The sequence below is a fragment of the Cryobacterium sp. TMT4-31 genome, assembly GCF_004403385.1.
GTDB lineage: Bacteria > Actinomycetota > Actinomycetes > Actinomycetales > Microbacteriaceae > Cryobacterium > Cryobacterium zongtaii.
Genome location: NZ_SOGI01000058.1, coordinates 36,136 through 54,145, shown reverse-complemented (window position 1 = coordinate 54,145; position 18,010 = coordinate 36,136). Strand labels below are relative to the sequence as shown.

The window sequence follows — 18,010 nt, the reverse complement described above, 5'->3', positions numbered from 1 at the left end:
GGGCTGGCCGGTCTGGCCGCTCACCGTCGCCACGCCTGCGGGCCGAGCGAGGACGAGAGGGCGATCATCAGTTTCTCCGGATCCGGCACCCGAACGCGGGTGCTCATCAAACTCTGGGCGGGGGTCTCCCGCAGTTTCGCAGACAACCGGGCGAATAGCCGGTGGGCGGCGGTGACGGCGCGGCGGCTGCCAGGAGGCAGGAGCGGCAGCACCCGCGCGGCGGCGTCGAGGTCGGCATCCATGTCGTCCAGCAGCAGGTTCTTCTGCGATTCGGTGAGCCGGGTGAGGTCGATACCCGGGAAGTAGTTGCGCCCCAGCGCATCCCGGTCGGCGGCCAGATCGCGCAGAAAATTCACCTTCTGGAACGCGGCGCCGAGGCTGCGGGCACCGTGTTCGAGGACGGCCCGCTCCTGCGGTGTCCGGGGGGACTCGCGCAGAAAGCTGCGCAGGCACATCAGCCCGACGACCTCCGCGGACCCGTAGATGTACTCGGCGACACCCGCCTCGGTGAACGGGGCCGGGTCGAGGTCTCGACGCATCGAGGAGAAGAACGGGCGGGTCAGGGCCGGGTCGATGCCGACCCGGCGGGCGGTGACGGCGAACGCGTGCACCACCAGGTTGGTGCTGAAGCCGCGCGCCATCGCGCGCTCGGTTTCGTGCTCGAGATCGTCGAGCAGCTCGCGCTGTCCGGCCAGGTCGATGCCTGCCCCGCTGGCGGCGCCGTCGACAATCTCGTCGGCGATGCGCACGAGCGCGTAGATGCTGCGCACCTCGTCGCGCCGTGCCGGGGCGAGCAGTCGGGCGGCCAGGCCGAACGAGGTGGAGTACTGGGCGATCACCGTATTCGCGCTGGCCAGCGCGGCGGCGTTGTAGCTGTCCAGGCCCGTAGTCTCCGCGCCGACCAGGGAACCGGCCGTGTCGCGGCTCATTTCTGCCGCGTCACGGCGCTGAGGGCGAGCTGGGTGAGGGTGGCGCGCAGCTCGTCGGGCATGAGCGGGCCCTGCAGAGCCTCAACCGCACGGCTGGCGTACTCCCGGGCGAGAGCATCCGCGGTGTCAGGGGCTCCGCAGTCGCGGAGGTGCCCGCGCACCAGTTCGGCCTCGGCCTCGGTGAGGTCGTCCTTGCCCAGGAACGGCGCGATCAGGGGCCACCGGTCGGTGGCGCCGGCGTGCGCGATCAGGGCGGTCTGCTTGCCCTCGCGGAGGTCCGCGAGAACGCTCTTGCCGGTCCTGGCGGGGTCGCCGAACACGCCCAGCAGGTCGTCGGTGAGCTGGAAGGCGACACCGATCAGGCGGCCGAACCGGCCGAGGGCGTCGATGGCCTCCTCCGGCGCGCCGGCCAGGACCGCGCCGGCCTGCAGGGGAGCCTCGAAGGAGTAGATCGCCGTTTTGTGTTCGAGCGTGGTGACGACCTGGTCGATCGTGAGGGGGTCCCGGCTGACGGTGTTGGTCACATCCGCGAGTTCGCCGGCTGCGGAGACGAACACGGCCCGGTCGAGCAGATCGAGCAGCCGGCCGCGCAGTTCGGCGGGAACCGGCAGCAGGGCCAGAGCGCGATGCGCCTCGCTCAGGGCCAGGTCGCCGGCGAGGATGGCCGCTGTGGCGGCCCAGGCCTCGGCCTGCCCGGTTGCCGCACCGTGCGCGATGGCACGTTCGGTGAACCGGCCGGCGATGTTGGCCATCCCGCGGCGGGACAGGTCGCGGTCGATCACGTCGTCGTGGATAAGGAACGCCGTGTGCAGGAGCTCGAAGCTCACCGCGACGGGTGTGGACAGGGTGCGGTCGGTGCCGCCGAAGCCGTCGTAGGCGGCCAGCACCAGGGCGGGCCGGACCCGTTTGCCGCCGCGGCTGGCCTGGTCCAGGGAATCCCAGAGCGCGACGTAGTGGTCGCCGTAGTCGCTGGCGCGCAACCGGGCCGCGGCGAAAAACCTGTGCAGTTCGGTTTCGACGCCCAGCGTCGCGATCTCATGCACGGAAGGTCTCCAGTTCGCGCATCTGCAACACCATCCAGGGACTGAAAGCGAACGGACTGGCCAGCACCGAGCGCCGCAGGGTCTCGGGCTGGGTCCAGGTGAATTCCATGACCTCGTCGGGGTTGGGCACCGGATCCGCGGATGCCCGCGCCAGGTAGACCGGGCACACCTCGTTCTCGACGATGCCGCTGCTGTCGGTCGCGCGGTAGCGGAACAGGGGCAGGGCCAGGTCGATGCGGTCGATGTCGAGGCCGAGTTCGAAGTCGGCGCGCCGGTGCACGGCGTCGGTGAGAGTCTCGGCCGGGGCCGGGTGGCCGCAGAAGGAGTTGGTCCAGACGCCGGGCCAGGTCTTCTTGGCCAGTGCCCGCCGGGTCACCAGGACCTCACCGCGAGCGTTGAACACGTAGCAGGAGAACGCCAGGTGCAGGGAGGTGTCGGCGCCGTGCACGCTGCTCTTGGCGGCGGTGCCGATCTCGCGACCCTCCTCGTTCAGCAGAACAACCAGATCGTCGGCAGGGGCGGCGTGCCGAGATTCGATGGTGTCGAATTCGATCGTGTGTTCTGCTGTGTGCATCACGGGACTTCCTCTCGTGCAGCCAAGATACCCGAAAAAGTACCTAACCGAGTTAGCGATATTCGAGGCTAGCATGGTGCCTATGCCTCCCGCCGTCATACCCGCCGCGGAGCCGAGTCGAGTCGGTTCCGACGCGTACTGGTACCCGGATGCCGCCGCCGGTGCCGGCCCGGAGCCGGTCACCGCGGTCGACGTGCTCCGCGCCGTGCGCAGGTTCCGCGCGGCCGACGTGGCGATGCGCATCCGGGCGCGCTCCGACATGGACATGAACGACTCCGACCTGGTCGCCCTGCGGCACCTGATCGCGGCAGAGGAGCGCTCGGAGCCGATCGGCCCGAAGGACCTCAGTGCCGTTCTCGGCATCACCTCGGCCGCCACGGCCAAGCTGCTCTCGCGGCTGGAGGCATCCGGTCGGCTGCGCCGGGAGCCGCACCCGAGCGACCGGCGTGCGCAGGTGCTGCACGCCACCCGGCGCGCTCACGACGAGATGCGGCGAACCCTGGGAGCGGCACACCAGCGGATGCTGGCCGCCGCCGAGAAGCTCACCGCGCCGGAGCAGCTCGCCGTGGTGCGTTTCCTCGACGAGCTCAGCGGAGCGATGGACGAGCCGGCCGACTCGGCCGCGCCCGACACCGACGCCCCCACCGCACCCTGACTCGCGGGTTTGCGGCGGCTGCCGGTGGCCGAGGGGCTAGGAAGCCGGGCGGTACCCTTGAGTACGTGATTATTCCCGCCGCCCAGCACGTGCACACCCTCCTCGCCTCGTATCCGGACTTCCCCCAACCCGGGATCCTGTTCCGTGACCTCAACCCGGTTTTTGCCGATGCCGTGGCCTTCCGAGCGATCATCGACGACCTGAGTGAGCGCTACCGGGGCCAGTTCGACGCCGTGGCCGGCATCGAGGCCCGCGGGTTCCTGCTCGCGGCCGGGATCGGTTACGCCGCCCAGTGCGCGGTCCTCGCGGTGCGCAAGGGCGGAAAGCTCCCCGGCACGGTGCTGACGGAGGAGTACGACCTGGAGTACGGCTCGGCACGCCTCGAACTGGAGGTCGGGCAGCTGCCCGCCGGGTCCCGGGTGCTCATCGTGGATGACGTGCTGGCCACCGGCGGCACCGTCGCGGCCACCGCGCGCCTCATCGAACGGGCCGGCTACCTGACGATCGGTGTCGGCGTGGTGCTTGAACTGGCCGAGCTCGACGGGCGTAGCCGTATCGGCGACGCACCCGTGCACACCATCGTCTCGGTCTAGCCGCGCGCTTTGTGACCCGTGTCGCACGGTTCCTTCGGCACGGGTCGTCTCCGATGGCACAGTTGTTGCTCGCGGCACGTGGTATTTCCGGCGGCCCGGGATAGAACGCAGGCCGCCGCGATTGCCACGTGCCGCCGGGGCTAACCCGCGCCACGACGCTCGTGGCGGGGTCAGGCTCGGGTACCGCTAGTAGGCTGCGGGGTTGGCCGACGGCTCGACGGCTGCGCCGGAGAGCACGGCCTTGCTGCCGGACACGCCGAGACGGCTCGCGCCGGCCTCGATCATGGCGAGGGCGTCGGCGTGGCTGCGCACCCCGCCGGAGGCCTTGACGCCGAGGGCATCGCCGACGGTTTCGCGCATCAGGCGCACGGCGTGCACGGTGGCGCCGCCGGCCGGGTGGAACCCTGTCGAGGTCTTGACGAAATCGGCGCCGGCGGCCACGGCCGCGCGGCACACGCCGACGATCTCGTCGTCGGTGAGGGCGGCGGACTCGATGATCACCTTGAGGATCAGGGGTGCGGGGATCTCGGCGCGCACGGCGCTGATGTCGGCTTCGACGAGATCGAACCGGCCGGCCTTGGCCGCACCGATGTCGATGACCATGTCCACCTCGTCGGTGCCCTGCGACACCGACAGGGCGGCCTCGGCAGCCTTGATCGAGCTGGCGTGCTTGCCGCTCGGGAAACCGCAGACCACGGCGACCTTGAGGTCGGCATCCGCGGGAAGGGTCAGCGGCAACATCGACGGCGACACGCAGACCGAGTAGACGCCAAGCTCAACGGCCTCGGCGATGAGGCCGGCCACGTCGGCCTGGGTGGCCTCGGGCTTCAGCAGGGTGTGGTCGATATAGCGGGCGAGGCCGGCGGCGTCGAGTGCGGGGGCGGGTGTGGAAGAGGTCATGCTCGTAAGTCCTTTGGGAGGGGCGGCGAGGTGTCCGCCTGGCTCGATCTTACCCGGCGAGCGGATGATGTTCCCTGGCGGGTGCGGCATGCTTGAGTTATGAGCGGGAGCGGTGATGCGTGGGTCTACGGCCCCGACGGTGCCAGGTTCTGGGGCCGGTACGGGGCGGCCGGTCTGCTCGTGCACCATCCGGACCTCGGGGTCCTTCTGCAGCACCGTGCCCTGTGGAGCCATCAGGGCGACACCTGGGGAGTCCCGGGCGGCGCCAGGCACGAGAACGAGAGCGCCCTCGACGCCGCGATCCGGGAGGCCGGTGAAGAGGCCGGTGTTCCCGCGCACCTGCTCAGGCTGAGCTTCAGTTCGGTGGTCGACCTCGGCTTCTGGTCGTACACCACGGTGGTCGTCCGAGCGCTGGAACCGTTCGACCCGATCATCAGCGACACCGAGAGCATCGCGCTGCGCTGGGTGGCGCCGGCCGAGGTGCAGCAGCTGCCGCTGCATCCGGGTTTCGCGGCCAGCTGGCCCGCGCTCAGGGACCGCCTGGTCTGACCGGGCCGTCGCCGGCGGATGCGCCCACCGAGTCGGGCGCCGGTCGGCGCGGCGGCCACGGCACGAGGGCGGAGACCTCGCGCTGATAGGCCCGATAGCCGGGATGCCTGGAGACCGAGATGCTCTCGGTGAAGGCGGTCGATCCCGCGAAGAGCAGGGTCAGCAACACCGCGCCGAGTGCACCCGGCTGCAGCCAGGTGCCGGCGGCGATGGCGCCGAAGCCGGCGATCACCCACCACTGGGCGATCTCGCAGAAATAGTTCGGATGCCGGGTGAACCCGAAGAGTCCGCTCCGCAGAAACCCCGGGTCGGCCCCGCCCCGCGCACGGAGCACGGTGCGGGAGCGTTGGAAGTCCCACTGCTGCTGATCGGCCACGGTCTCCCCGGCGAGGAAGGCGAGGAACAGCACGGTGGCGACCAGGTCGGCGGCGCCGAACGGTGTCTGTGGGTGCTGCAGCCCGATCCACGCGGGCAGGGTGATGAGCAGCAGCAACAGATTCTGGTAGCCGGAAATGAACGCCAGGTTGAACAGGGCGAACTGGCGCCGGCTCATCCTGCGCCCCAGCGCCACCCACCGATAGTCCTCGCCGCCGGGCCGGTAGCCGCCCTTCCGCGCGAAATTGAAGGTCAGTCGCAGGCCCCACAGCGTGCCGAGCACGGCCATGACGACCAGCCGGGGATCGGTGAGCCCGCCGGCGACGGCGAACACCCACAGATAGACCGGCGGCAGCACCGACCAGGCCCGGTCCACCCAGGAGTACTCCCGGGCCAGAACCGATAGCAGCCAGGTTGTGGCGATGGCGGCCGCACACAGGCTCAGGCACACCAGCAGGGCGGATGCGGCGGCGGTCATCGGGGCGCCGTCCCCTCCGGCACCGCGTCCGCCGGCATCGCCTCGTCGAGCACCACATCGCTGGGCGCTTTGTCTGGGCGCAGGCCCCGCCAGCTCGGGTGCCGCAGCCGGCCGGCCGGTGTCCACCCGGCGAACTCCACTTCGCCCACGAGCACCGGGCGCACCCACGCGGCGTCGGACGCCTCCTCCGACGGAACGTCGTCGAACGGGGTGTCCGTCGTGGGCAGCTCGTCGAGCCGGCGGCGCAGGCTCGTCAGGTCGCGGTCGCGGAAGCCGGTGCCGATCCGCCCGGCGTACCGCAGCCGGGCTGTGTCGCCGGCCGTTGGCACGCCCACGAGAAGCGAGCCGAAGGTGTCGCCGCGGTGCCCGTTTCCGGGCCGCCAGCCGCCGATCACGACCTCCTGTGCCCTGACGTGTTTGATCTTCACCCACCGGTCGGTGCGGCGTCCGCTCCTGTAGGTACTGCCGGTCTCCTTGGCGATCAGTCCCTCCAGGCCGAGTTGCCGGCTGGTGGCCAGCACCGTGGCGGCGTCGCCGGAGAAGGACGGCGGCACCTGCACGGTTCCGGTGGCCGTCACACCGGCCTCCAAGGCCGCCCGGCGCTCCGCGTACGGCTGGTCGACCAGAGCCGCGCCGTCATTCTCGAGCAGGTCGAAGACGAAATAGTGCACGGGGGCCCGCCGCTGCGCCCGGCGCACATCACCCTCATCGGTGAGCCCGAGCCTGGTCTGCAGCAGTGAGAAGTCGGGCCGGTTCGTGGTGTCCAGGGCCACGACCTCCCCGTCGAGCACGGCGCCGCCGGTTCCCACGGCCGTTCGCAGGTCGTCCACGAGCTCGGGGAAGGATGCCGTGACGTCGTTGCCGTTTCGGGTGAGGAAGCGCACCTTTCCGCCGCCGTCGAGGTAGGCCAGCATCCGGATGCCATCCCACTTCATCTCGTAGGCCCAGTCGGACTCCGCAGACAGCTCGCGCAGGCTGCCCAGCCTGGCGAGCATGGGGGAGTATCGGGCCTCGGCAGGACCCCCGCCGGCCGGGATCGATCGTTTCGGTTTCATCAGGTGGATCAGCCAGTTGCGCGACTCCGCACCGCCGGTCCGGATGAGCGCGAACTCGTGTTCGGCACCGCCCAGACCGCCGTCCGGTTTGCCGTGCAGGGTGACGATCACCTCATCGTCCCGCCATTTCTGCAGCGAATAGGTGCCGGAATCCCAGATCGACATGGTGCCGGCGCCGTACTCTCCCGCCGGAATATCACCCTGGAATTCGAGATACTCCAGCGGGTGATCCTCGGTGTGCACGGCCAGGTGGTTGTGGGTGGGGTCGGCGGGCACGCCCTTGGGCAGCGCCCACGAGACCAGCACGCCGCCCTGTTCCAGGCGCAGGTCGAAGTGCAGGGCCCTGGCGTGGTGCTCCTGGATCACAAACGATGCCCCGCCACCCCCGGAGGGCGCCGGCGGTGTCGCCGTCGGCACGGGCTCAGGGGTGCGCCGGGCGTCGCGCTTGCTGCGGTACTGGTGCAGGCGGTCCTCGTCGGTCCGTGAGGCCGAGCCGGCGCCCGCGTCGATGGCGTCCGCCACCGGGCCCAGCAGGTCGGGGCGTCGTTCCAGTCGCTTCAGCACCTGCCGGTAATCCAGCTGTTCCAGTCCGGGCGACTCCAGCTCCCGCCAGGTTCGCGGTGCCGCCACCAGCGGCCGCAGCAGTCCGCGCAGGCTGTACGGCGCGATAGTGGTCTTGTTCGCGCTGTTCTGGCTCCAGTCCACGAAGACCTTCCCGTCCCGCAGCGACCGGGTCATCGCGCTGAGCACCTCTCCTGGATGGTCCGCTTCCAACGCCCGCGCGAGTTCATGCGCCACCTGGCCCACCTGCTCAGAGGTGTGGCTACCGTCCAGCGCCGCATACAGGTGGATGCCCTTGCTCCCGCTGGTCACCGGCAGGGTGTCCAGGCCCATGTCCAGCAGCAGGGCCCTGGCCCACCGGGCCACCTCCGCGCACTCGGCGAGGCCGACGCCCTCGCCGGGGTCCAGGTCCAGCACCAGCCGGTCGGGGCGGGCCGGGGCGCCCGCCACGTCGAACCGCCACTGCGGCACGTGGATCTCCAGGGTGCCGATCTGGGCGAGCCAGGTGAGGGTGGCCAGGTCGTTCACCAGCGGGTACACGGTGGTGCGCGCCTTGTGAGCGAGTTCCCGGCGCTCCACCCAGTCCGGCGTGCCCTCGGCCAGGTTCTTCTGGAAGAACACCTGCCCGGGCTCCTGGGGCGTGCCCACGCCGTGCACCCAGCGCTTGCGGGTCGCCGGCCGGTCCCGCGCATGGCGGATGAGCGCATCCGCGACCGCCGCGTAGTAGCCCAGGATGTCGGCCTTGGTGGTGCCGGTCTCCGGGTACATCACCTTGTCCAGATGGGTGAGGGTGACCCGTCGGCCGCCCACCGTCACGACCTCCCGCTGGGCGCCGTCGGCGCTCACAGCGCCATTCCCCGCAGCCCCCGCGCCAGTTGCCATGTGCCCAGCTTGCTCCACGCCCGCCCGCCGGTCTAGCCTCACCCCATAGGACGGGTGTGTACTGGGCTCTGGAGGACGAACGATGCGATCAATCTGGAAGGGCGCCATCACGTTCGGGCTGGTCAACGTGCCGGTCAAGGTCTACAGCGCCACCGAAGACCACGACGTCGAACTGCACCAGGTGCACGACGCTGACGGCGGACGCATCCGCTACCAGCGCCGCTGTGAGGTCTGCGGCAAGGTCGTCGACTACGCGCACATCGACAAGGCCTTCACCGACGGCGACAAGACCGTCGTGATCACCGATGCCGATCTCAAGTCCCTGCCCGAGGAACGCAGCCGCGAGATCGACGTCGTCGAATTCGTGCCCAGCGACCAGCTCGACCCGATCATGTTCGACCGCAGCTACTTCCTCGAGCCAGACGGTTCCTCGCCCAAGGCCTACGTGCTGCTGCGGCGCACCCTGGAGCAGACCGACCGCACCGCCATCGTGCACTTCGCGTTGCGGCAGAAAACGCGGCTCGCCGCACTCCGGGTGCGCGACGGCGTTCTGATGCTGCAGACCCTGCTCTGGGACGACGAGGTGCGGGTGGCCGAGTTCCCGGCGCTTGAGCAGGCCGTGAAGATCTCCGACCGTGAGCTGGACCTCTCCGCGGCCCTGGTGGACTCCTTCGCCGCCGATTTCAGCCCGGGCGACTACACCGATGAGTACCAGGCCCAACTGCGCCGCCTCATCGAAGAGAAGCTCGAGAAGGGTGACGCGATCGACACCGAGGCCACCTTCGGCGGCGCCGACGAGGAGGCCGGCGGGGGAGAGGTGCTCGACCTGATGGAGGCGCTGCGCCGCAGCGTCGACCGCAGCCGGTCCGGGGACGGTGCCGCCAAGACCGGTTCCGCCAAGACCGCAGCAACCAAGACGGCAGCAACCAAGACCGGTGCCACCAAGACCAAGGCCGCCACGAAGAAGCCCGCCGCCAGGAAAGAAGCCTGAGCCTCTTCCGTGGCCGCTCGATAGACTCGTGTCGTGACCGGGCCCGTTCCACCTCACCTCAGCTCCAGGGTGCTGACGGTGCCGAATCTGCTCAGTTTCCTGCGACTGGCGCTCGTCCCGGTCTTCCTCGCCCTGCTGGTGAGCGGTGAAGACGCCTGGGCGCTCCTGGTCCTCGCGGTGGCCAGCCTCACCGACTACCTCGATGGCGTGATCGCGCGAAGGTTCAACCAGATCACCCGGCTCGGCCAACTGCTCGACCCGGCCGCGGACCGGCTCTACATCTTTGCCGCACTCGTCGGGCTCGCCTGTCGCGATCTGGTGCCGTGGTGGATCGTTGCCGTCGTCGTCGGTCGCGATGTATTCCTGCTCGGCCTGGGAGTTGTGCTGGCCAACCACGGTTTCGGCCCGCTTCCTGTGCATCAGCTGGGCAAGGTGGCCACGTTCTGCCTCTTTTATGCCCTCCCGATGATCCTGCTCGGCCAGGCGTTCCCCGAGCTGTCCTGGTGGTCGCAGCCCGTCGGCTGGGCGTTCGGTCTCTGGGGCGCCTACCTCTACTGGTGGGCCGGGGCCATCTACGCGATTGAAACGGTTCGGGTGATTCGGCTTCCGCGCGCTTGAAGGTCCGTTCCATCCGATACGATTTACCCAGTAGGAGGTGCACCGTGGTCGATCCCGACGACAAGAAAGAACCCGTGCGTAAGGTGGCGCCTGAGAATGCCACGGGCAACGTCGACACGACGATGACGTTCAGCCAGGAGTTCGCGGCGTCCTTGGCCGCGCTCGACGCCAACGTCACCGTCGAGGAGCAGGAGGCCATTGCGGCGCTGCCCTCAGGGTCAGCCCTCCTGGTGGTGCGCCGCGGTCCCAATTCGGGTGCGCGTTTCCTCCTGGATGCCGATGTCACCACGGTGGGACGACACCCGAATGCCGACATCTTCCTCGATGACGTCACGGTGTCGCGTCGCCATGCCGAATTCCTGCGCAACGGCCGCATCTTCCAGGTGAAAGACCTGGGATCGCTCAACGGCACGTATTTTGACGGCGAACGCATCGACCTGGCCGTCCTCACCGACGGATCCGAAGTTCAGGTCGGCAAATTCCGCCTCACGTTCTACGCCTCGCGGCTCGACCTCGTTCACCTGGCGAGCGACTAGTGTCGGCGTCCTCCGCCCAGGCCAGACTGCCGGGCGCGACGTCACTCTTGAGTATCGGCCAGGTCCTGGCCCGGTTGACACCGGAATTCCCGGACCTGACCCCGTCCAAACTGCGGTTCCTTGAGGAACAGGGGCTTGTCTCCCCGGCACGCACGGAGTCCGGCTACCGCAAGTTCAACGGCGGCGACGTTGACAGGCTGCGCCTGATTCTGTCGATGCAGCGCGACCACTACCTGCCGCTGAAGGTGATCCGCGCCTACCTCGACGACCTCGACGCGGGCCTGTCACCGGTTCTTCCCGGCGGCGGGGCACCCGGTCCGAGCATGCTCGTGATCGCGCGACGCTTCACCCGCGAGGACCTCCTGCGCGAGTCCGGAGCCTCCTCCACTCTTCTGCACGACGCCGTCACCGCGTCGATCATCGTGCCGGCCGAACACTACGGCGACGACGCCCTCAAGGTGCTCCGCGCCCTGGTCGACCTGCAGCAGAGCGGGATCGAACCCAGGCACCTCCGCGGCTTCCGCGGTGCGGCCGAACGCGAGCTCGGCCTGATCGAGAGCGCCCTGGTTCCGCTGGCCCGCCGCAAAGACGCCTCCAGCCGCGCCAAGGCGGCCGAAATGGCCGTGGAGATCGCCGGGCAGCTCGAAGTGATCCGTGGCAGCCTGATCCGCTCCGCCCTGGGCCGCCTGACCAAATAAGTCGTAGACTGAAAGTTCAACGCACCGAGAACCAGCGTTCTCTCGACACGCCGACACGTTCGGGCGGATGTCATCGCTAGGGGCCGCCGGTCTCGCTAACGTTGAAGTGCGGCCTGAAGGTTCGCATCCACCCCCGAGAGGCGTTCTGTATGAGTGAACTCAATCCCCGAGATGATTCGTCTCGGTACGGTCAGGGGCTGCTCTTCACCGACGGGATGCCCGAGCTCGACGAGAACTCCGGCTACCGGGGCGCCGTCGCGGCCCGCGCCGCGGGTATCAGCTACCGCCAGCTCGACTACTGGGCCCGCACCGAACTCGTGGAGCCCACGGTTCGCGGTGCGGCCGGCTCCGGCTCGCAGCGACTCTACGGCTTCCGCGACATCCTGGTACTCAAGCTCGTCAAACGTCTGCTCGACACCGGCATCTCCCTGCAGCAGATCCGCACCGCGGTCAACCAGCTGCGCGAATCAGGCGTCAACGACCTGGCCCAGACCACCCTCATGAGCGACGGCGCCAGCGTCTACCTCTGCACCTCCAACGACGAGGTCATCGACCTCGTCAGCCGCGGCCAGGGTGTCTTCGGCATCGCCGTCGGCAAGGTCCTGCGCGAGGTGGAAACCACCCTCGTCGAACTCGACACCCAGACGGCCGACCCGTCCGACGAGCTCGCCGCCCGTCGCGTCTCCCGCAAGGTCTCCTAGCCGCAGGAACTGTGAGAAAAGCCCCGAAAACGTTCGCGTTTCGGGGCTTTTCTCACAGCTCGAGAGCTCTTAGCGCGCGGGGACTTCCGCGTACTCGCCGATGCGTGCGGTGCGCAGGACCCGGTCCAGCAGCTGGTCGAAGTAGTGCGCCATCTCCTGGGCGCTGTCGCCCGGCCAGGTGTGCAGGGGCTTCGCGGCGCCCTGGGCCTGCTGCAGGCTGGTGCGCTCCGGAAGCTGCGGGCTGAGCACCAGCGGTCCGAACATGTCGCGCAGTTCCTTGATCCGGAACTGGTGCTCCAGTGACGCGGTGCGGGCGCGGTTGACGATGATGCCCAACGGCTGCAGCCGGGGGCTGAGGCCACGACGGATTTCCTCGATCGCGCGCAGGGCACGGTCGGCGGCGGCCACCGAGAACAGGCCGGGCTCGGTGACCACGGCAACCCGGTCGCTGGCGGCCCACGCGGTGCGCGTGAGCGCGTTCAGCGAGGGGGCACAGTCGATCAGCACGAGGTCGTAGTCCTTCTCCACCGTGGAGAGGGCCTCCTCGAGCTTCCAGATGTCCCGGATGCTGGGGTGCGGGCCGTCGAAATTAATGGCGGAGGGGCTGCCGATCATGACGTCGATCGTGCCGGGGCGACCGCGGGTCCAGCCGCTGGGCGCGATGGCGGCCCGAACGACTTTTTCCTTCGGCGAAGCCAGCACGTCGGCGACGTTGAGGTGGCCGGCGAGCTGGATGTCGAGCCCGGTAGAGACATCTGATTGCGGATCGAGGTCGACCACGAGGGTCCGAACACCGCGGGCGAAGGCGGCAGAAGCCAGACCAAGGGTTACCGTGGTCTTGCCTACCCCTCCCTTGAGGGAGCTAACGCTAAGTACGTGCACAAGTAGATACGTTACCTTCACTAGTCTTAGAGAACCTAACCGTCAGCTGTGTGCCGCTCCCGGATCGAAAGGTCTCTATGTTCACCAAAATCCTCGTCGCCAACCGTGGAGAGATAGCAATCCGCGCGTTCCGCGCCGCCTATGAACTGGGCGCGAAAACCGTCGCCGTCTTCCCGTTCGAAGACCGCAATTCACTGCACAGGCTGAAGGCCGACGAGGCTTACGAGATCGGCGAACCCGGACACCCCGTCCGCGCCTACCTCGATGTGTCCGAGATCATCCGGGTGGCCAAGGAGAGCGGCGCAGACGCCATCTACCCCGGCTACGGATTCCTCTCCGAGAACCCCGAGCTCGCCGAAGCGGCCAAGGCCGCCGGCATCACCTTCATCGGGCCGGGCTCGCACGTGCTCGAGATGGCCGGCAACAAGGTCACCGCCAAGGAACACGCCATCGCTGCCGGTGTGCCCGTCCTCAAGTCCAGCGCGCCGTCGCGAGACGTCGAGGAGCTCATCGCGGCCGCAGAGAAGATCGGCTTCCCCATCTTCGCCAAGGCCGTCGCCGGCGGTGGTGGACGCGGCATGCGCCGCGTCGCCTCCATGGCCGATCTGCGCGGTTCCCTCGAAGAGGCCATGCGCGAGGCCAACAGCGCCTTCGGTGACCCCACCATGTTCCTCGAGCAGGCGGTGCTCCGGCCCCGCCACATCGAGGTGCAGATCCTTGCGGACGCCACGGGCGAGACCGTGCACCTGTTCGAGCGCGACTGCTCGGTGCAGCGCCGCCACCAGAAGGTCATCGAGATCGCACCGGCCCCCAACCTGCCGGAGGAGATCCGTCAGCGACTGCACGCCGACGCCGTGGCCTTCGCCAGGTCGATCGGTTACGTCAACGCCGGCACCGTCGAATTCCTGCTCGACACCGTCGGCGAACGCGCCGGCCAGCACGTGTTCATCGAGATGAACCCGCGCATCCAGGTGGAGCACACCGTGACCGAGGAAGTCACCGACGTCGACCTCGTGCAGTCCCAGATCCGCATCGCCGCGGGGGAGACCCTGGCCGACCTCGGCCTGGGCCAGGACACGATCAAACTGCGTGGCTTCGCCCTGCAGTGCCGCATCACCACAGAGGACCCCACCGCGGGATTCCGCCCGGACACCGGCAAGATCACCACTTACCGCTCGCCCGGCGGCGCCGGCATCCGCCTGGACGGCGGAACCATCAACCCCGGCGCGCAGATCAGCCCGCACTTCGACTCGATGCTCGCCAAGCTCACCTGCCGCGGCCGCGACTACGCGTCCGCCGTCACCCGCTCCAAGCGCGCGCTGGCCGAGTTCCGCATCCGCGGCGTCTCCACCAACATCGCCTTCCTGCAGGCCGTGCTGGAAGACCCCGACTTCGCCAACGGCGACCTGAGCACCTCCTTCATCGACGAGCGTCCGCAGCTGCTGCGTGGCCGGGCCTCCAAGGACCGCGGCACGAAGATCCTCAACTGGCTCGCCGACGTCACCGTGAACCAGCCCAACGGTGTGCCCCTGACCCTGCTGAACCCCGCAGAGAAGCTGCCCAAGCTCGACCTGTCCATTCCGGCGCCGGAGGGTTCGCGGCAGAAGCTGCAGCTGCTCGGTCCGGTCGGCTTCGCCAGCGCCTTGCGCGCCCAAACCGCGCTGGCCGTCACCGACACGACCTTCCGTGACGCCCACCAGTCGCTGCTGGCCACCCGGGTGCGCACCAAGGACCTCGTCGCCGTGGCTCCCTACGTGGCCAGGCTCACCCCCGAACTGCTCTCGGTCGAGGCCTGGGGCGGTGCCACCTACGACGTGGCCCTCCGCTTCCTCGGCGAAGACCCGTGGGAGCGTCTCGGCGCCCTGCGCGAGGCCCTGCCGAACATCAACATCCAGATGCTGCTGCGCGGCCGCAACACCGTGGGCTACACCCCGTACCCCACCGAGGTGACGGATGCGTTCGTCCGCGAGGCCAGCGATTCAGGTGTTGACATCTTCCGCATCTTCGACGCTCTCAACGACGTCAACCAGATGCGTCCGGCCATCGACGCCGTGCTGAACACCGGCGACAGCGTTGCCGAGGTGGCGCTCTGCTACACCGGCGACCTGCTCGATCCTGCCGAGGACCTCTACACGCTCGACTACTACCTGCGCCTGGCCGACCAGATCGTGGCGTCCGGCGCGCACATCCTGGCCATCAAGGACATGGCCGGGCTGCTGCGGCCCGCCGCCGCCGCAAAGCTCGTCACCGCGTTCCGCGAACGCTTCGACCTGCCGGTGCACGTGCACACGCACGACACCCCCGGCGGCCAGCTAGCGACCCTGCTGGCGGCCTCCCAGGCCGGAGCCGACGCCGTGGACGTGGCCAGCGCCCCGATGGGCGGCACCACCAGCCAGCCGTCGGCGTCCTCCCTCGTGGCCGCGCTCGCTCACACCGAACGGGACACCGGCATCTCCCTCCAGAACGTCTGCGACCTCGAGCCGTACTGGGAAGACGTGCGCCGGGTCTACCACCCCTTCGAATCGGGCCTCCGCGCCCCCACCGGCCGGGTGTACAAGCACGAGATCCCGGGCGGGCAGCTGTCCAACCTGCGCACCCAGGCCATCGCGCTCGGCCTCGCCGATGACTTCGAGCTCATCGAAGACATGTACGCGGCAGCGAACGAGATCCTGGGCCGCGTGCCCAAGGTGACTCCGTCCTCCAAGGTCGTCGGTGACCTGGCCCTGTACCTCGCGGCCGTGAACGCCGACCCGGCCGATTTCGAAGCCAACCCTTCCAAGTACGACGTGCCGGACTCCGTGGTGGGCTTCATGGCCGGCGAACTCGGCGACCTGCCGGGCGGCTGGCCGGAGCCCTTCCGCAGCAAGGTGCTCGAGGGCCGCAGCATCCGGGTGAGCACGACCGAGCTGACCGACGAGGAACGTACCGCCCTCGACGCCGACAGCCCCACTCGACGCGCCATGCTCAACCAGCTGCTCTTCCCGGCTCCCACCCGGACCTTCCAACAGATCCGCGAACTCTTCGGCGACCTGTCCGTGGTCGACACTGTCGACTACCTTTACGGTCTGCGGCAGGGCACCGAACACTCGGTCGAGATCGACAAGGGTGTGCGGCTCTACGTCGGGCTCGAGGCGATCGGCGAGGCCGACGAGAAGGGCATGCGCACCGTCATGACCATTCTCAACGGGCAGCTGCGTCCGGTCTTCGTGCGTGACCGCAGCATCGCCGTGGTCAGTAAGGCGGCCGAGAAGGCCGACGCCAACCAGCCCGGCCAGATCGCCGCACCGTTCTCCGGTGTGGTCACCCTGCAGGTCGCCGATGGCGACCACGTGACCGCCGGCCAGAGCGTCGCGTCGATCGAGGCCATGAAGATGGAAGCAGCCATCACCTCACCCATCGCCGGCGTCGTCGAAAGGGTCGCGATCCCCGCCACCCAGCAGGTCGACGCGGGAGACCTGCTCGTAGTGGTGCGGCCACGCTAGGCTGAGGCCTGATTTGGGGCCCATTCGTGGCCCGCGAAAAAACGAGGAGTCTGCTGTGACAGATCGACGGACAGACGATGCCCAACCGCACGATGAAGGCGACGGCCAGCTGAGCCCGGCCCCGGCAGGGGCCGGGTCGCCGGAGTCCGGTGCTGCCAGAGCGCGACCGGGTGACGAGTATCACAGCGAACTCCCGCCGCACACCTTCGACAACCTCGCCGCCGCCTTGCCGGAGAGCTTCGTCTCGCTCGGCGCCGCCGGCCTGCCCAGGTCCGCGGTAGCGCCCCGCGCCGCGCACGACCCGGCCACCCCGACGGCGGGCGCACACCCCGGCACTCACACCATCGAGATCGTCACCCCGCAGCCGGCGCGGGGCGTCACAGCTCCGCTGGGCGCGAGCGGCACCGCAGCGGCAGCGCTGTCCCGCAACACCGGACCCACGAGCGCGGCAACGGCCAGCCGGCGCGACCGCACCCGAACGGACGCCGTCGCCCCGGAATCCGCATCGATGCTCACCTCCGACCGGCTGCTGGAGATCAACCGCAAGACCCGGCGCCCGCCGAACGGCAGCTGGAACCGGTTCGTCTACAACGCCACCTTCCACCTGGTCAACCTGGGCGATTCGGCCGCCGTGCGCGCGCACCGGGCCATGGACGAACGCATCCAGAAGCAGTTCGAGGGCGGCGCGAGGTTCGTCCCGATCCTCACCCGCAAGGGCGGCGTGGGCAAGACCACCGTCACCGCACTGCTCGGCATGGCCATGGCCGACGCCAGGGAAGACCGGATCATCGCCGTCGACGCCAACCCCGACCGGGGCACCCTGAGCGAACGGGTGTCCAAGCAGACCAGGTCGACGGTGCGCGACGTCGTGACCAAGGCCGCCTCCATCGGCGGCTTCACCGATTTCTCGGCGTTGGTATCCAGGGACGAGACCCGTCTGGACATCCTGGCCAGCGACACCGACCCGCTCCTGTCCGAAGCGTTCGACGAGAACGACTACAACGTCGTCGCCGACCTGGCGGCCCGGTTCTACTCGATCGTCCTGACCGACTGCGGCACCGGGATCGTGCACTCGGTCATGCGCGCGACCCTGCAGCGCGCCGATTCCATCGTGATCGTGTCCGGCGGCAGTGTCGATGAGGCCCGGTTGGCCTCCGAAACGCTGACCTGGCTCGAGGCCAACGGCTACGGTGAACTCGTTCGCAACGCCATCGTCGCCCTCAATACCGCGACCCAGGGCACCAACCTGGTCAAGCTCGAGGAGATCGAGTCGCACTTCCGGTCCCGGGTTCGCGAGATCGTGCGGATCCCGTACGACCCGCAGTTGGCCGCCGGCAGTGTGGTGTCCTTCAAGGACCTCAAGCCGATCACCCGACTGGCCGCGCGTACCCTCGCTGCCCTCGTCGTCGAAGGGTTGCCGGCCGAGCGCCGCGCCTGACTCCCTCGCACCGTATCCGTTCCATCCGTTCCATCCGATCCATCTGATCCATCCGTTCATCCTGAAGAGA

At 69.0% G+C, this 18,010-nt stretch carries 17 protein-coding genes; 10 read left to right on the top strand and 7 right to left on the bottom strand.

Annotated elements, in window-relative coordinates; translation table 11 throughout:
• Positions 1–20: 20 nt before the first annotated feature.
• The 3 genes from E3T19_RS13250 to idi are packed head-to-tail and all read right to left on the bottom strand — an operon-like array spanning position 21 to position 2,546.
• Complete coding sequence (locus tag E3T19_RS13250; RefSeq protein WP_088456029.1) at positions 21–929, bottom strand: squalene/phytoene synthase family protein; 909 nt, start codon at positions 927–929, stop codon at positions 21–23.
• The gene (locus E3T19_RS13245) at positions 926–1,972 is read right to left on the bottom strand and encodes a polyprenyl synthetase family protein (RefSeq protein ID WP_088456030.1); all 1,047 of its coding nucleotides are present in this window, start codon (positions 1,970–1,972) and stop codon (positions 926–928) included. The genes E3T19_RS13250 and E3T19_RS13245 overlap by 4 nt, the downstream gene beginning before the upstream one ends.
• Positions 1,965–2,546: an isopentenyl-diphosphate Delta-isomerase gene (gene idi / locus E3T19_RS13240; RefSeq protein WP_088456031.1), complete on the bottom strand. Its 582-nt coding sequence runs from the start codon at positions 2,544–2,546 to the stop codon at positions 1,965–1,967. Before idi ends, E3T19_RS13245 begins: the two co-directional genes overlap by 8 nt.
• Positions 2,547–2,628: 82 nt before the next feature.
• Here idi and E3T19_RS13235 point away from each other — a divergent pair, with 82 nt between their 5' ends.
• Entirely contained in the window at positions 2,629–3,201 is a 573-nt protein-coding gene (locus tag E3T19_RS13235; RefSeq protein ID WP_166788875.1) for a MarR family winged helix-turn-helix transcriptional regulator, read from the top strand.
• Between the two features lie 65 nt (positions 3,202–3,266).
• Entirely contained in the window at positions 3,267–3,794 is a 528-nt protein-coding gene (locus tag E3T19_RS13230; protein ID WP_088456033.1) for an adenine phosphoribosyltransferase, read from the top strand.
• Between the two features lie 186 nt (positions 3,795–3,980).
• Here E3T19_RS13230 and deoC read toward each other — a convergent pair whose 3' ends face one another.
• Complete coding sequence (gene deoC / locus E3T19_RS13225) at positions 3,981–4,694, bottom strand: deoxyribose-phosphate aldolase (protein ID WP_134409052.1); 714 nt, start codon at positions 4,692–4,694, stop codon at positions 3,981–3,983.
• A gap of 99 nt (positions 4,695–4,793) precedes the next feature.
• Here deoC and E3T19_RS13220 point away from each other — a divergent pair, with 99 nt between their 5' ends.
• Complete coding sequence (locus E3T19_RS13220; RefSeq protein ID WP_088456035.1) at positions 4,794–5,243, top strand: NUDIX domain-containing protein; 450 nt, start codon at positions 4,794–4,796, stop codon at positions 5,241–5,243.
• On the opposite strand, the gene E3T19_RS13215 is transcribed toward E3T19_RS13220, so the two are convergent.
• Positions 5,224–6,096 carry a DUF1295 domain-containing protein gene (locus E3T19_RS13215; protein WP_134409051.1) on the bottom strand — a complete coding sequence of 291 codons (873 nt, stop codon included), beginning with the start codon at positions 6,094–6,096 and terminating at the stop codon, positions 5,224–5,226. The two genes, E3T19_RS13220 and E3T19_RS13215, sit on opposite strands and share 20 nt — an antisense overlap.
• The gene (locus E3T19_RS13210; RefSeq protein ID WP_134409050.1) at positions 6,093–8,594 is read right to left on the bottom strand and encodes an ATP-dependent DNA ligase; all 2,502 of its coding nucleotides are present in this window, start codon (positions 8,592–8,594) and stop codon (positions 6,093–6,095) included. Before E3T19_RS13210 ends, E3T19_RS13215 begins: the two co-directional genes overlap by 4 nt.
• A gap of 82 nt (positions 8,595–8,676) precedes the next feature.
• On the opposite strand from E3T19_RS13210, the gene E3T19_RS13205 reads away from it, so the two are divergent.
• The 5 genes from E3T19_RS13205 (at position 8,677) to E3T19_RS13185 (ending at position 12,138) form a co-directional block, all read left to right on the top strand.
• Entirely contained in the window at positions 8,677–9,585 is a 909-nt protein-coding gene (locus tag E3T19_RS13205) for a Ku protein (RefSeq protein WP_134409049.1), read from the top strand.
• 33 nt (positions 9,586–9,618) lie between these two features.
• A complete protein-coding gene (locus E3T19_RS13200; RefSeq protein WP_241980218.1) occupies positions 9,619–10,203 on the top strand; it encodes a CDP-alcohol phosphatidyltransferase family protein in 585 nt (194 codons plus the stop codon).
• 122 nt (positions 10,204–10,325) lie between these two features.
• Positions 10,326–10,739 carry an FHA domain-containing protein gene (locus E3T19_RS13195; protein WP_088457974.1) on the top strand — a complete coding sequence of 138 codons (414 nt, stop codon included), beginning with the start codon at positions 10,326–10,328 and terminating at the stop codon, positions 10,737–10,739.
• Positions 10,739–11,437 carry a MerR family transcriptional regulator gene (locus E3T19_RS13190; RefSeq protein ID WP_088456039.1) on the top strand — a complete coding sequence of 233 codons (699 nt, stop codon included), beginning with the start codon at positions 10,739–10,741 and terminating at the stop codon, positions 11,435–11,437. The genes E3T19_RS13195 and E3T19_RS13190 overlap by 1 nt, the downstream gene beginning before the upstream one ends.
• A gap of 149 nt (positions 11,438–11,586) precedes the next feature.
• Complete coding sequence (locus E3T19_RS13185; RefSeq protein ID WP_088456040.1) at positions 11,587–12,138, top strand: MerR family transcriptional regulator; 552 nt, start codon at positions 11,587–11,589, stop codon at positions 12,136–12,138.
• A gap of 69 nt (positions 12,139–12,207) precedes the next feature.
• Here E3T19_RS13185 and E3T19_RS13180 read toward each other — a convergent pair whose 3' ends face one another.
• Complete coding sequence (locus tag E3T19_RS13180) at positions 12,208–13,020, bottom strand: ParA family protein (RefSeq protein WP_088456041.1); 813 nt, start codon at positions 13,018–13,020, stop codon at positions 12,208–12,210.
• 77 nt (positions 13,021–13,097) lie between these two features.
• On the opposite strand from E3T19_RS13180, the gene E3T19_RS13175 reads away from it, so the two are divergent.
• Together E3T19_RS13175 and E3T19_RS13170 are read left to right on the top strand one after the other, a co-directional pair.
• The gene (locus E3T19_RS13175; RefSeq protein ID WP_134409048.1) at positions 13,098–16,502 is read left to right on the top strand and encodes a pyruvate carboxylase; all 3,405 of its coding nucleotides are present in this window, start codon (positions 13,098–13,100) and stop codon (positions 16,500–16,502) included.
• A gap of 55 nt (positions 16,503–16,557) precedes the next feature.
• Entirely contained in the window at positions 16,558–17,940 is a 1,383-nt protein-coding gene (locus E3T19_RS13170; RefSeq protein ID WP_240632444.1) for a MinD/ParA family protein, read from the top strand.
• Positions 17,941–18,010 lie beyond the last annotated feature (70 nt).

What these genes read in the sequence shown, in the direction of transcription:
- E3T19_RS13250 (WP_088456029.1), bottom strand. Translation starts at nt 929, where the DNA reads ATGAGCCGCGACACGGCCGGTTCCCTGGTCGGCGCGGAGACTACGGGC.
- idi (WP_088456031.1), bottom strand. Translation starts at nt 2,546, where the DNA reads ATGCACACAGCAGAACACACGATCGAATTCGACACCATCGAATCTCGG.
- E3T19_RS13235 (WP_166788875.1), top strand. Translation starts at nt 2,629, where the DNA reads ATGCCTCCCGCCGTCATACCCGCCGCGGAGCCGAGTCGAGTCGGTTCC.
- deoC (WP_134409052.1), bottom strand. Translation starts at nt 4,694, where the DNA reads ATGACCTCTTCCACACCCGCCCCCGCACTCGACGCCGCCGGCCTCGCC.
- E3T19_RS13220 (WP_088456035.1), top strand. Translation starts at nt 4,794, where the DNA reads ATGAGCGGGAGCGGTGATGCGTGGGTCTACGGCCCCGACGGTGCCAGG.
- E3T19_RS13215 (WP_134409051.1), bottom strand. Translation starts at nt 6,096, where the DNA reads ATGACCGCCGCCGCATCCGCCCTGCTGGTGTGCCTGAGCCTGTGTGCG.
- E3T19_RS13210 (WP_134409050.1), bottom strand. Translation starts at nt 8,594, where the DNA reads ATGGCAACTGGCGCGGGGGCTGCGGGGAATGGCGCTGTGAGCGCCGAC.
- E3T19_RS13205 (WP_134409049.1), top strand. Translation starts at nt 8,677, where the DNA reads ATGCGATCAATCTGGAAGGGCGCCATCACGTTCGGGCTGGTCAACGTG.
- E3T19_RS13195 (WP_088457974.1), top strand. Translation starts at nt 10,326, where the DNA reads ATGACGTTCAGCCAGGAGTTCGCGGCGTCCTTGGCCGCGCTCGACGCC.
- E3T19_RS13185 (WP_088456040.1), top strand. Translation starts at nt 11,587, where the DNA reads ATGAGTGAACTCAATCCCCGAGATGATTCGTCTCGGTACGGTCAGGGG.
- E3T19_RS13175 (WP_134409048.1), top strand. Translation starts at nt 13,098, where the DNA reads ATGTTCACCAAAATCCTCGTCGCCAACCGTGGAGAGATAGCAATCCGC.